The organism is Actinocrispum wychmicini, assembly GCF_004345645.1.
Lineage (GTDB): Bacteria > Actinomycetota > Actinomycetes > Mycobacteriales > Pseudonocardiaceae > Kibdelosporangium > Kibdelosporangium wychmicini.
Window position 1 is genome coordinate 588,666 of record NZ_SLWS01000003.1, and the last position, 15,317, is coordinate 603,982.

The window sequence follows — 15,317 nt, forward strand, 5'->3', positions numbered from 1 at the left end:
GAGGCGAGGCGGATGACGAACGAAGAGAAGTACCTGGACTACCTCAAGAAGGTCAGCGCGGACCTCCAGCAGACCCGGATCCGGCTGCGGGAACTGGAGGACAAGCAGGCCGAGCCGGTCGCGATCGTCGGCGTCGGCTGCCGTTATCCCGGCGGGGTGTCGTCACCTGACCACCTGTGGGAGCTGGTCGCCAAGGGCACCGACAGCATCGCCGAGGTCCCGCCGGACCGCGGCTGGGACGAGACCATGCTCGCCAAGTCGTACGTGCGCGCGGGCGGCTTCCTGGACAGCGCGGCCGACTTCGACGCCGGATTCTTCGGCATTTCCCCCCGCGAGGCCCTGGCGATGGACCCGCAGCAGCGACTGTTGCTGGAGGTGTCCTGGGAAGCCCTGGAATCGGCCGGGTTGCGAGCCGACTCGTTGCGTGGCTCGCGGACCGGTGTGTTCACCGGCGTGATGGGGTCGGACTACGGGTCACGGTCGCGGAACGTGCCGGAAGGCGTCGAAAGCCACCTCGGGATGGGCAACACCGGTAGCGTCGCGTCCGGCCGGGTGTCGTACCTGCTCGGCTTCGAGGGGCCGGCGGTGACCGTGGACACCGCGTGTTCGTCGTCGCTGGTGGCGTTGCACCTGGCGTGTCAGGCGGTACGGAACGGCGACTGCTCGTTGGCGTTGGCGTCTGGCGCGACCGTGATGTCCACGCCGAGCCAGTTCGTGGAGTTCAGCCGGCAGGGCGCGTTGTCCCCGGACGGCAGGTGTCGCGCGTTCGCGGACGCCGCCGACGGCTTCGGCCTCGCCGAAGGCGTCGGCGTCCTGGTGGTGGAGCGGCTGTCGGACGCGGACCGGCTCGGCCATCGGGTGCTCGCCGTCGTGCGGGGAAGCGCCGTCAACCAGGATGGCGCGTCGAACGGCTTGACCGCCCCGAACGGCCCCTCTCAGGAGCGCGTGATCCGCCAGGCGTTGGCGAACGCCCGAATGTCACCATCTGACGTCGATGTGGTGGAGGCGCACGGAACCGGCACCAATCTGGGCGACCCCATCGAAGCCCAAGCACTCCTCGCGACCTACGGCCAAAGCCGCGAGCGGCCGTTGTTGCTGGGCTCGGTGAAGTCGAACATCGGCCACACCCAGGCCGCCGCCGGAGTAGCTGGCGTGATCAAGATGGTGTGGGCGATGCGCCACGGCATCGTGCCTGCGACCCTGCACGTGGACAAGCCCTCCACCCACGTCGAATGGTCCACAGGCGACCTCTCCCTGGTCACTGCCAACACACCGTGGCCGGACTCAGCCGCCCCCCGCCGAGCCGCGGTGTCCTCCTTCGGCGTCAGCGGCACCAACGCCCACGTCATCCTCGAGCAACCCCCCGCGGACAACGAAGTCGGCAGCCGCTCCGCACCTTTGACCCCGGTTCCTTGGGTCTTTTCCGCACGGTCGCCGGCCGCTCTGCGGGGACAGGCCGACCGGCTGCTGTCCGGTGTGGACTCGGATCCGGTCGATGTCGGCTACTCCTTGGTCATGACCCGGTCAGCGTTCGAGCATCGGGCGGTGGTCGTGTCCGTCGACCCACGGACCACCTTGGCCGCCTTTGTCGCGGGGGAGCCGTCGGCGGAGGTCGTCGACGGCGCGGGATCAGGCGGGGCTGGTCCGGTGTTCGTGTTCCCGGGGCAGGGTTCGCAGTGGGTGGGGATGGCGTCGGCGTTGCTCGTCGAGAACGAGGTGTTCGCGGCGAGGATGAGTGAGTGCGCCGCGGCCCTGAAGCCGTTCGTCGACTGGGACCTGCTGGACGTTCTCGCCGATGGGGAGGCACTGGCGCGGGTGGATGTGATCCAGCCGGTGTTGTGGGCGATGATGGTGTCCTTGGCGGCTGTGTGGGAGTCGTTTGGGGTTCGTCCGGTGGCGGTGGTGGGGCACAGTCAGGGTGAGATCGCTGCGGCTTGTGTTGCTGGTGCACTGTCTGTTGAGGATGGTGCGTTGGTGGTCGCGTTGCGGTCGCGGGCGATTCGGGTGTTGGCTGGGCGTGGCGGGATGGTCTCGGTGCCGTTGCCTGAGGCGCGGGTGCGGGAACTGTTCGGACGGGTCTCGGTGGCCGCGGTCAACGGGCCCACGACCACTGTGGTGTCCGGCGATCCCGAAGCGCTGGACGACCTCATGGCGGAATGCGAACGGTTGGACGTCCGGGCCAAGCGGATCCCGGTCGACTACGCCTCGCACTCGCCGCATGTGGACGCCATCCGCGACGAACTGCGCACTCTGCTCGCGCCCATTCAGCCACAGCCACCCGAGATCCCGTTCCACTCCACGGTTCCGGGCGACCACGGGCTGCTCGACGCCGGATACTGGTTCACGAACCTCCGCGAGACCGTGAACTTCGCCCCCACGGTGGCGGAGCTGGCCGAGGCGGGTCACACGGTGTTCGTCGAGGTCAGCCCACATCCCGTGCTCACCATGGCCGTTCAGGACACGATCCAGGACGGCATCGCGGTCGGCACTCTCCGGCGGGACGACGGCGGCACCGACCGCCTGCTGATGTCCCTCGCGACCGCCTACGTCCACGGCGTGCCGGTCGAATGGGAACGAGCGTTCCAGAATGGCCATCGAGTCGACCTGCCGACGTACGCCTTCCAGCGCGACCGCTACTGGCTGCGACCCGAGCACCCGACCGGCGACCTCACCACGGTCGGGCTGCGCGCCGCCGACCACCCGATCCTCGCCGCCGAGGTCGGCCTGGCCGACGACAGTGGCCTGGTCCTGACGGGCCGGATCTCCCTGGACACCCATCCGTGGCTGGCCGACCACGCGGTCACGGGCACGGTCCTGGTCCCCGGCGCGGCCCTGGTGGAATTCGTCCTGCACGCCGGGCAGCGCGTCGGCCTGGCGGCGATCGACGAGCTGACCCTGGAGGCGCCGCTGGTGCTGCCCGAGAACGGCCGGGTCGCGGTACAGGTCATCGTCGGCGACCTGGCCGACGGCTACCGGCCCGTCACCGTCCACTCCAGACTGGACGACGGCCCGTGGACGAGGAACGCGACCGGCACCCTGACCACCACTGAGACGACCCCCGAGCCGCGAGCCTGGCCGCCGGCGAACGCCGACCACGTTCCAGTGGAAGGCCTCTACGAGCAACTCGCGAACGCCGGCTACGAGTACGGACCCGCGTTCCAGGGGCTGAAGGCGCTCTGGCGGGACGGCGCGCACACGTACGCCGAGGTCGAACTGCCGGACGACTCCCCGGGCTTCGGCATCCACCCCGCCCTGCTCGACGCGACCCTGCACGCGAGCGTATACATCATGCTGGGCGGCAGTATCACGGGCAACACCGAGATCCAGCTGCCGTTCTCCTGGCGGGGCGTGACCTTGCACGCCACAGGCGCGACCGCGCTGCGGGTGCACATCGTGGCCGACGAGAACCACACCTTGACCATCCACCTCACGGACACTGACGGCCAGCCCGTCGCGGACATCGAGGCGTTGGCGTCACGGCCGGTCGCGGCAAGCCAACTCCAGGCCGGACGCAGGAGAAGCGGTTTACTGTATACCGTCGACTGGGAACGGTTGTCCACTACGAACGCACGGCCGGGGGCCTGGGCGACGATCGGCTGCGAAGACCCTGATCTGGATACGGTATTCAATCAGCACGGGATACAGGTCGAGGCGTTCGCTGACAACCAGGCGTTCCACGACGGGCTCAGCTGGGACGCCCCGGCGCCCGAGGTCGTCCTCGCCTGGTGCCCGCGGCACACGGGCGATCTCACCGGCCGCGCGCACGCCATCGGCCGGCTCGGCCTGGAGTGGGTGCAGGACTGGCTGGCCGAGGAACGACTCGCCGCCGCCAAACTGGTTGTACTGACGAAAGGCGCGGTGAGCCCAGCCGGAGACGTAACCGACCCGGCCGCCGCCACCGTGTGGGGCCTGCTGCGGTCCGCCCAGTCAGAACACCCCGGCAAGTTCGTCCTGGCCGACGTCGACGGCGACGCACAGTCGTGGCACGCCCTCGCAGCCGCCCTGACGTCGGACGAGACCCAGTTCGCGGTCCGAGCCGGGACCGTCCACGTCCCCCGCCTGACGAAGGCCACCCCCACCGAGGCAGTCACCTTCGAGGGCACGGTCCTGATCACCGGCGCGACCGGCACCCTGGGCTCGCTCGTCGCCAAACACCTCGTCGAGACGCACGGAGTCCGCAGCCTGCTGCTGGCCAGCCGCCGGGGCCTCGCCGCGGAGGGAGCCCCGCAGCTGCGGGATGAGCTCACGAACCTCGGCGCGGACGTCGAAATCGTGTCGTGCGACCTGGCGGACCGCGCCGCCCTCAAGGAGATCCTGACCGGGCGCGAGGTGCGCGGAGTCGTGCACGCGGCCGGCGTCCTCGACGACGCCGCCGTCGAATCGCTACGACCCGAACAGCTGACCGAAGTCCTGGCATCCAAAGTAGACGCTGCGGTCAACCTGCACGAGCTGACCGACGACCTGTCCGTGTTCGTGCTGTTCTCCTCGCTGGCCGGCGTCCTCGGCGGCCCAGGGCAGGCCAACTACGCGGCGGCGAACAGCTTCCTGGACGCCTTTGCCCAATTCCGCACGGCCAGCGGCCAAGCGGCCACGGCCATCGCGTGGGGCCTGTGGGACCAGACCAGCGAGATGACCGAACACCTGGACGCGGCAAGCAAAGCCCGCGTCCGCCGCGCCGGAGTCCGGCCGCTGCGGTCGGAGGACGGACTCGCGTTGTTCGACGACGCCCTCGGGACGGCGGCCGTCGTCGCCACCCGGCTGGACCTCGCGGCCGACGGGCCGACACCGGGCATCCTGCGGCGACTGGCCGTGAAGCGAACCGCGGCGGCACCAGTGAGCAGCGGAGACGTGAAGGAACGCCTCGCCGGACTGTCCGAGGGCGAACAGAAAGCCGCGCTGCTCGACCTGGTCCGCGGCCACCTCGCCGCCGTGCTCGGCTACGAGTCACCAGCCGCCGTCCCGGTCGACCGGGGCTTCCTGGACCTCGGCATCGACTCGCTCACCGCGGTCGAACTGCGCAACCGCCTGAGTACGGCCACCGGCCTGCGGCTGCCGACCACGTTGATCTTCGACCATCCCAACGCGACCGCGACCGCCGAGTACCTCCGGGTGAGCCTGGGTGTCGGCGCGGCCGGCGACGACGGGGTGGTCGCCGACCTGGACCGGCTCGCGTCCGCGTTGCGTGACCTGCCGGCCGACGAGGCCGAACGGCTCGGTGTGCTGCCGAGACTGCGGTCGATGCTGTCCACATGGGACGTCAGATCCGATGTGGACGACCTGGAGTCGGCCACCGAGGACGAGATCTTCGCCATGCTCGACGACGAGTTCGGCAGGTGACCCGATGGCCGACGAAGAGAAGTACCTGCAGTACCTGAAGAAGGCCACCGCGGAGCTGCGGGAGGCCCGGGGCCGGCTACGGGAGGTGGAGGACCAGCGGACCGAGCCGGTCGCGATCGTCGGCATGGGCTGCCGGTTCCCGGGCGGCGTCGGGTCGCCGGACCAACTGTGGGACCTGGTCACCGCGGGCGGGGACGCGATCTCTGGCGTACCCGCCGACCGCGGCTGGGACTTCGACAGCCACTACGACCCCGACCCGGACGCGGCCGGCAAGTCGTACGTGCGCGCCGGCGGCTTCCTGGACGACGTCGCCGCGTTCGACGCCGGCTTCTTCGGCATCTCACCCCGGGAAGCCCTGGCCATGGACCCGCAGCAGCGACTGTTGCTGGAGGTGTCGTGGGAGGCCCTGGAAGCGGCCGGGTTCTCCGCCGACACCCTGCGCGGCACCCAGACCGGTGTGTTCGTCGGCTCGGTGGCCCCGGACTACGGGCCGCGAATGCACGAAGGCACCGCCGAAACCGCCGGATACCTGGTCACCGGCATGGCGACGAGCGTCGTCTCCGGGCGGATCGCGTACGCGCTGGGACTGGAGGGAACGGCGTTCACGGTCGACACGGCGTGCTCGTCGTCGTTGGTGGCATTGCACCTGGCGTGCCAGTCGCTGCGTCAGGGCGAGTGCTCGCTGGCGTTGGCCGGCGGCGTCGCGGTCATGTCCGCGCCTGGGCTGTTCGTGGAGTTCAGCAAGCAAGGCGCGCTGTCACCGGACGGCCGCTGCCGTGCGTTCTCCGCGTCCGCCAACGGGTTTGGCTTGGGCGAAGGTGTGGGCGCGGTGGTGTTGGAGCGGCTGTCCGACGCGCAACGCCGCGGTCACCAGGTGTTGGCCGTGGTGCGGGGGAGCGCGGTCAACCAGGACGGCGCGAGCAGTGGCCTGACCGCGCCGAACGGCCCGTCGCAGGAGCGCGTGATCCGCCAGGCACTGGCGAACGCCCGAATGTCAACGTCCGACGTCGACGTGGTGGAGGCGCACGGAACCGGCACCAACCTGGGCGACCCCATCGAAGCCCAGGCGCTCCTCGCGACCTATGGCCAAAGCCGCGAGCGGCCGTTGTTGTTGGGCTCGGTGAAGTCGAACATCGGGCACGCGCAGGCCGCCGCCGGCGTGGCCGGCGTGATCAAGATGGTCCTGGGCATGCGGCACGGCGTGGTGCCGGCGACCCTGCACGTGGACGCGCCGTCACCGCACGTCGACTGGTCGGCGGGGTCCGTCGAACTGCCCACCGAAGCCGTTTCCTGGCCGGACACCGGACGGCCACGGCGGGCCGGCGTGTCGTCGTTCGGCGTCAGCGGGACCAACGCGCACGTGATCCTGGAACAAGCGCCACTGCTTGAGGACCAGCCCGCCGCGCCCCAGACCGGTGTGGTGCCGTGGATACTGTCTGCGAAGTCCTCTTCCGCATTGCGTGCACAGGCCGGACGCCTGCTGTCCCATGTGGACTCCCGGCCGGACCTGCGCCCGGCGGACGTGGCGTTCTCGCTGGTCGCGACCAGGTCGGTGTTCGACCACCGCGCGGTCGTCGTGTCCGCCGACCCGCGGACCGCGTTGGCCGGCTTCGTCGCGGACGACCCGACCGCGGACGTCACCGTCGGGGTGGCTCCGGCCGGCAACGGCCCGGTGTTCGTGTTCCCCGGCCAGGGTTCGCAGTGGATCGGGATGGCGGCGGCGCTGCTCGCCGAGAACGAGGCGTTCGCCCAGCGGATGACCGAATGCCAGGAGGCATTGCGGCCGCACGTCGACTGGTCCCTGCTGGACGTCCTCGATGACGAGGACACGCTCAGTCGGGTGGACGTGATCCAGCCGGTGCTGTGGGCGGCGATGGTGTCCCTCGCCGCGGTCTGGGAGTCGTTCGGAGTCCGCCCGGCCGCGGTCGTCGGGCACAGCCAGGGCGAGATCGCGGCGGCCTGTGTGGCCGGGGCGCTGTCCCTGGCGGACGGCGCACTGGTGGTGGCGCGTCGATCCCAGGCGTTGCGCGTGCTGGCTGGACAAGGCGGCATGGTCTCGGTGCCGTTGCCCGAGGCGCGGGTGCGCGAACTGTTCGGCCAGGTGGCGGTCGCGGCGGTGAACGGGCCGTCGGCGACAGTCGTGGCCGGAGATCCAGGCGCGCTGGACGACGTGTTGGCCGAGTGCGAACGAATGGACGTCCGGGCCAAGCGGATCCCGGTGGACTACGCCTCGCACTCACCGCACGTGGACGCCATCCGCGACGAACTGCTCACCCTGCTCGCGCCCATCCGCCCACAGCGGCCGGCGATTCCCTTCCATTCCACCGTTCCCGGTGACCACGGCCTGTTGGACGCCGGCTACTGGTTCACCAACCTGCGGCAGACCGTGAACTTCGCTCCGACCGTGCAGCGGCTGGCCGGCAGCCACCGGGTGTTCGTCGAGGTCAGCCCGCACCCGGTGCTCACCGCCGCCGTGCAGGACACGCTGGCCGACGGCATGGCGATCGGCACCCTGCGGCGCGACGACGGCGGAATGGCCCGGTTCCTGACGTCCGCGGCCGAGGCACACGTGCACGGTGTGGCCATTGAATGGGAACGAGCGTTCCAGAATGTCCGTCGGGTCGAGCTGCCCACGTACGCGTTCCAACGCGACCGGTATTGGCTCAGCCCCTACGCCGGCGGCGGCGACCCGGCCCGGCTGGGTCTCGGCCAAGTGCGGCACCCCATGCTGGGCGCCGTGGTGACGTTGTCCGACTCGGGCAGCCTGCTCATCACCGGCCGGATATCCCTGTCCACCCATCCCTGGCTGGCCGACCACGCTGTGCTGGGAACGGTCCTGGTGCCCGGTGCCGGCCTGCTGGAACTGGCGCTGTACGCCGCGCACGAGGCCGACTGCGCCGGTGTCGAAGAGTTGACGCTGGCAGCCCCGCTCGTGCTGTCCGGGGAAACCGCGCTCCAGATGTTCGTCGACCGACCGGACGACACCGGGCGGCGCGTGTTCCGGCTGTACTCCCGGGCCGACGGGCAGCCGTGGACCCAGAACGCCTCCGGCACCCTCACGCACACCGCGCCGCCGGCCGACGACCTCACCCAGTGGCCCCCATCTGACGCCGAACCCCTTGCCACGGAAGGACTGTACGAACGGCTCGGCGACGCGGGCTACCACTACGGGCCGACGTTCCGTGGACTGCGCGCCGCGTGGCGGCGTGGCGGCGAAACCTACGCCGAAGTCGTCCTCCCGGACGACCCCGGCCAGTACGGCATCCATCCGGCCCTGCTCGATGCCGCCCTGCACGCCGCGTTGGCCGGCGCCGACTGGCAGGCCGACGGGCTACGACTGCCGTTCTCCTGGCGTGACGCGACCTTGTTCGCCAGTGGCGCGACCGCGGTCCGGGTGCGGCTCACGCGAACCGGCGACGACGCCATGTCCGTCCTGCTGGCGGACGCCAGCGGCCGGCCCGTCGTGTCGATCGGCTCACTCGTCGGCCGGCCCGTGTCGCCTGAGCAACTCCCGCGCGCCCAATCCCATTCGCTCTACTGTATGGAGTGGACAGAGCGGCCGGCGCCCCCGGGCGAAGCCGACGACGTCACCGTGTCCCGGATCGGCACCGAGCCGGGAGCCGTCCACCGAGGCCTCGATCTCGTGCAGTCCTGGCTCGCCGAGGACCGACCCGGCCGCCTCGCGGTGGTCACCACGTTAGCGGTCGCGGACGACGTCACGCATCTTGAAGGCGCCGCTGTCTGGGGCCTGCTGCGTTCGGCGCAGTCCGAGAATCCGGACCGGTTCATCCTGGTTGATGTCGACGGTATGCAGTCTTCCGAAGCGGCCCTGCCTGCGGCGTTGGCCCTCGGCGAACCGCAACTCGCCATCAGGTCCGGAACCATCCGCGTCCCCCGCCTAACCAAAGCCTTGGCCGGTCTTCAAGACCCACCAACCCTGGCGGCTACCGTCTCCAACGACCGCCAACCGGGGTTCGGACCAGGCGGGACAGTTCTGCTCACTGGTGCGACCGGGGCCTTGGGCGCCTTGGTGGCCCGCCATCTGGTGACCACACACGGTGTCCGGCACCTGGTGCTCCTCAGCCGCAGCGGCCTCGCCGCGACAGGTGCCCCGGAACTGCGCGACGAACTGACCGAACTCGGCGCCACTGTCACGATCGAAGCGTGCGACGCCGCGGATCGGGCAGCGCTCGCGGACGTCCTGTCTCGAATCGGCAGATTGGATGCAGTATTCCACGCTGCCGGTGTACTCGACGATGGCATGCTGACCGCGTTGACCCCTGAACGTCTGGACAAAGTCCTGGCGCCCAAAGCCGTCGCCGCGATGAACCTGCACGAACTCACGCACGACCTATCCGCGTTCGTGCTGTTCTCGTCGGCCGCCGGTGTCCTTGGCGCGCCGGGCCAAGCGAACTACGCGGCAGCCAACGGGTTCCTGGACGCGCTCGCCCAGTATCGCGTCGCGCAGGGCCTTCCGGGCACGTCGATCGCGTGGGGCCTGTGGGCACAGGACAGCGGCATGACCGGCCGCCTCGGTGACACGGACCGGTCGCGGCTCGCCCGAGGCGGTCTCGTCGCGTTGCCGACCGACGAAGCCCTCGCACTGCTGGACGCCGCCATCGCCTCGCAACGGCCGCAGGTCGTCGCGGCCCGACTGAATTTCCAGGCACTGCGCGAGCAGGCCGCGAACGGAACCATGGCCCCGCCACTGCGCGGCCTGGTCCGTGCCCCGCTGCGCACGGCGGCGGCTGAGGACCGGTCCGACCTGGCGCGGAAACTGGCCGGACTGACCCCGGACGAACAAGACTTGGAACTCACCGAACTCGTCCGTTCGCACGCCGCCGCAGTCCTCGGGCACGGCTCCACTGACACCGTCCCCGCCGAGAGGGCGTTCCGCGAGCTGGGATTCGACTCGCTCACCGCCGTCGAACTCCGCAACCGGCTCAACAGCGCTACCGGGCTGCGACTGCCCGCGACCGTCACCTTCGACCACCCGAACGCGACCGCCCTGGCGGTGTACATCCGCGGCCAGTTGACCGTTGGGTCAGCCACCCCGCGCGCGCCGCGAACCACGGCGACACCGGTCGACGAGCCGATCGCGATCGTGGGCATGGCCTGCCGGTACCCCGGCGGCGTACACACCCCGGACCAACTGTGGGACCTGGTCGTCGGCGAAACCGACGCCATGTCGACGTTCCCCGTCGACCGCGGCTGGACCGTCGACGCGTTGCCCGGCCCGGACGGCTCACCCGTGACCCACGCGGCCGTCGGCGGATTCCTGTACGACGTCGCCGACTTCGACCCCGGCTTCTTCGGCGTGTCCCCGCGTGAGGCGACCGCGATGGACCCTCAGCAGCGCCTGTTGCTCGAAGTCTGCTGGGAAGCCGTGGAACGCGCGGGAATCCCACCGCACTCCCTGCGCGGCACCCCGACCGGTGTGTTCGCCGGGGTGATGTACCACGACTACGGCCGGTCCGGCGGTGACGACCCGTACCTGGTCACCGGCAACACAGGCAGTGTGGCGTCCGGCCGCGTGTCGTACGCGTTCGGCCTGGAGGGACCGGCGATCACGGTGGACACGGCGTGTTCGTCGTCCCTGGTCGCGCTGCATCTGGCGTGCCAGGCCCTACGCAACGGCGACTGCACACTCGCCCTGGCCGGCGGCGTGACCGTGATGTCCACGCCGGAAATGCTGGTCGAGTTCAGCCGCCAAGGCGGGCTCGCCGCGGACGGCCGGTGCAAGGCGTTCTCAGCCGACGCGGACGGCACTGGCTTCTCCGAAGGCATCGGCATCGTGCTGGTCGAGCGGCTGTCCGACGCCCACCGAAACGGCCACGACGTGCTCGCCGTGGTCCGTGGCACCGCGGTGAACCAGGACGGCGCGTCGAACGGGTTGACCGCGCCGAACGGCCCGTCCCAAGAGCGGGTCATCCTGCAGGCGCTGGCGAACGCCCGAATGTCAACATCTGACATCGACGTGGTGGAGGCGCACGGAACAGGGACCACGCTAGGCGACCCGATCGAAGCCCAGGCCCTGCTCGCGACCTACGGCCAGGACCGCGAGCGGCCACTGCTGCTGGGCACGGTGAAGTCGAACATCGGCCACACCCAAGCCGCCGCCGGCATGGCCGGAGTGATGAAGATGGTCCTGGCCATGCGCGACGGCACGGTACCCAGGACCCTGCACGTGAACGCTCCCTCCCCGCACGTGGACTGGTCCACGGGCTCGGTCTCCCTGGTCACCGCGAACACCCCATGGCCAGAAACCGGCCGCCCTCGTCGCGCAGGGGTCTCGTCCTTCGGCGTCAGCGGCACCAACGCCCACGTCATCCTCGAGCAACCGCCCGCGGACAACGAAGTCGGCAGCCGTTCCGGACCTCCGACCCCGGTTCCTTGGGTCCTTTCCGCACGGTCCGCGGCCGCGCTTCGTGACCAGGCTGAGCGCCTGTTGGCCCACCTGAGCGACCAAGAGCCCGTCGACGTCGGGTTCTCGCTCGCCACCGGTAGGTCCACTTTGGAGCATCGGGCCGTGATGGTCGGCGCGGAGTTGGCGGACTTCCGGGACGGGCTGGCCGCGGTGGCCGACAACGCCGGCACGTACACGGACCTCGGCGGCCGGACCGCGTTCCTGTTCTCCGGCCAGGGCTCGCAACGGTTGGGCATGGGCAGGGACCTGTGCGCCCGATACTCCCGCTACGCCCAGACCTTCGACGAGATCTGCGACCAGTTCGAGCTGGGCAGGCCGCTGAAGGACGTCGTGTTCGGCGACGATCCCGAGGTGCTCGGCCAGACGATGTTCACGCAGGCCGCGCTGTTCGCCGTCGAAGTCGCCTTGTTCCGGCTGCTCGACCACTGGGGTGTCCGACCGGACTACCTAGCGGGCCATTCCGTCGGTGAACTGGCCGCCGCCCATGTCGCCGGCGTGCTGTCCCTCGAAGACGCCTGTCGGCTGGTCGCCGCCCGGGGCCGCCTGATCCAGGCGCTGCCACCGGGCGGGGCCATGATCGCCGTCCAGGCCGCCGAGCACGAGATCCCGCTGACCGGGCCGGACGTGGTGATCGCGGCCGTCAACGGACCGAAGTCCGTGGTGCTCTCCGGCGACGAGGACGCTGTTGTCGAACTCGCGGCCACCCTCGGCCGCAGAACGAAACGGCTGCAGGTGAGCCACGCGTTCCACTCGCCCCGGATGGAGCCGATGCTGGCGGAGTTCGCGGAAGTGGCGGCCGGGCTCACCTACCACGAACCGCGGATACCCCTGGTCTCCAACGTCACAGGCGGCCTGGGCGAGGACGTCGCCAACGCCGAGTACTGGGTGCGGCACGTCCGCCAGCCAGTCCGGTTCGCCGACGGTGTCAACGCGCTCGCGGCGGCCGGTGTCCGTCGTTTCCTGGAGGTCGGCCCGTCGGGTGCGCTCACGTCGATGGTCCGCGAGTGCCTCCCTGACGCGGCGGCCATCCCGACCATGCGCCCCAACCGTTCCGAAGAACGGACGCTCGTCTCCGCCGTCGCCGAACTACACGTCCGCGGCGGCCGCGTCGACCTGCCGTCCCTGTACCCCGGCGCACGACGAGTCGACCTGCCCACGTACGCGTTCCAACACTCTCGCTACTGGCTGGACGCCCGCCCACCCGTCGACGCCCCAGCGCTTGGACTTGAACCGGCCGGTCACCCGTTGCTCGGTGCGGTGGTGACCTTGCCGGACGACAAGGGTCTACTGTTGACCGGTCGACTGTCTACAGTCAACCATCCGTGGCTGGCCGACCATACCGTCCTCGGGACGACCATCGCCCCCGGCGCGCTGCTGGTCGAGCTGGCGATCCACGCCGGCGAACTGGTCGGCTGCCCGCTGCTGACCGAGCTGACCACGCAGGCCCCACTGAGTCTCCCGCTCGCTGTCCGGGTGTCCGTCGGTCCGCCGGACGACAACGGCAGGCGTCCGCTGACCATCGACTCGGACGTCCGGCACGCGACCGGAACCCTGTCGCCGCCCGACGAAACGCTGCCTGAATTCCCCCGGATCTGGCCGACCGTAGACAGTATGGACATCGACGGCCTCTACGAGAGACTGGCCGAAACGGGTCTCGACTACGGCCCCGCGTTCCAAGGCCTGCGGGCGGCCTGGCGGCACGGCGACCAGACGTTCGCCGAAGTCGAACTGCCCACCGGGCTGACCACCGACCAGTACGGAATCCATCCCGCGCTGCTCGACGCGGCATTGCACCCGTTGTTGCTGGAGGCCCGCACCGACCAGGTGTGGGTGCCGTTCGCCTGGTCTGACGTGGCCGTGTACGAGCCAGGTGCGCGGGCCGCGAGGGTCGCGTTGACCGTGTCGGGTGACAGCATGTCCGTCCTGCTGGCGGATCAGAACGGCCGGCTGGTCGCGTCGGTCGGTTCCCTGACCGGTCGGCCGGTGTCAGCGGGTCAGCTGCGAGGTGCCCGAGCGGCACTGTCCGGTGTGGACTGGGTGCCCGTCAAGGCATCAGCGTCCGCACCGGAAACGGTCGTGCATACAGTCGACGGCGACGATGTGCACGACACCTTGCATCGCACGCTGGCCGCAGCCCAAGAGTGGCTGGCCAATGGTCGGCCGGCCCGCCTGGCGTTCGTGACCCACGGCGTGGCAGCGGGGGAGAACCCGGCCGGCGCGGCCGTGTGGGGCCTGATCCGGTCGGCGCAGGCTGAGCATCCCGGCCGGTTCGCCCTCATCGACGTCGACGACGATCAAGCGATACCGACATGCGACGAACCTCAGGTCGCCGTGCGAGCAGGCACCCTGCTCGTGCCGAAGGTGACACCTCGCCAGCCGGTCACGGCGACACCGGACTTCGGCGACGGCACGGTCCTCATCACCGGAGCAACCGGCGCGCTCGGTCGTCTCGTCGCACGGCACCTGGCCGAACGGGAACTCCTCCTGGTGAGCCGGAGCGGGCCGACCGACGAAGTCCCGGACGCAGTCGCCTGTGACGTGTCCGACCGGACCGCGCTGGCGGCGTTGATCGACTCGTACCCCGGGAAGATCACCGCGGTCGTGCATACAGCCGGTGTCCTCGACGACGGCACGTTCGAATCGTTGACTCCGGAACGGGTCGACGCGGTGCTCGCACCCAAAGTGGATGCTGTATACAATCTGCACGAACTCCTCGGCGACCTGACGGCATTCGTGCTGTTCTCCTCCGCGGCGGGTGTGATCGGGACACCGGGCCAGGCGAGCTACGCCGCCGCGAACGCCTTCCTGGACGCGTTCGCCGTCCAGCGCCACGCCATGGGCCTGCCCGCGACATCCATCGCGTGGGGTCCTTGGGAACAGTCCGGGATGACGGCACAGTTGGCCGAGCGGGACCTCCAGCGGATGGCCCGCACCGGCGTCCAACCGTTGTCGGCCGAGGAAGGGCTGGCGATGTTCGACGCGGCCGTGGCCAGCGGCCTGCCCGCCGTGGTCGCCGCACGCACCAGCCCGACACCCGCCCGTCGCGTCCGGAAACCCAGGCAAGGCCCGTCGCCGCAGCTCGCGAACCTGTCCGCCGAAGAACGCGAACCGGTGCTGTTGGAATTGGTGCGAACGCACGCTGCCGCGGTCCTCGGCCACGCCTCAGGGCAGTTCATCGAGGCCGGCCAGGCGTTCCAGGACCTCGGGTTCGACTCGCTCACCGCCGTGGAGTTCCGCAACCTGCTGACCGACGCCACCGGGCTGAACCTGCCGGCCACGGTGGTCTTCGACCACCCGAACCCGGCCGCGTTGACCCGTTACCTGCGCGACCGGTTCGGCGGCGACGACACCAAGTCCCTCCCGGCCGTGCTGACCGACCTGGACAAGGCGCTTACCAATGCCGCGATCGACGACGCGGTACGCGCCGGGCTGGTCGGCCGGCTGCGCGGCCTGATGACCCGGCTGGATGTCGGGCAAGGTCCCGGAGGACTTGAGTCAGCCACCGACGAGGAGCTCTTCGCGCTGCTCGACAAAGACTTCGGCATCTCGTGAC

The 15,317-nt window shown here is 70.2% G+C and carries 2 protein-coding genes; both read left to right on the forward strand.

The window, feature by feature from the left end; translation table 11 throughout:
- Window positions 1-12 precede the first annotated feature (12 nt).
- Window positions 13-5,337 (forward strand): type I polyketide synthase, encoded by a 5,325-nt coding sequence (locus tag EV192_RS16645; protein ID WP_132116170.1) that lies wholly within the window; start codon window positions 13-15, stop codon window positions 5,335-5,337.
- Window positions 5,338-5,371: 34 nt separating this feature from the next.
- Entirely contained in the window at window positions 5,372-15,316 is a 9,945-nt protein-coding gene (locus tag EV192_RS16650; protein WP_481729068.1) for an SDR family NAD(P)-dependent oxidoreductase, read from the forward strand.
- Window position 15,317: the final 1 nt, after the last annotated feature.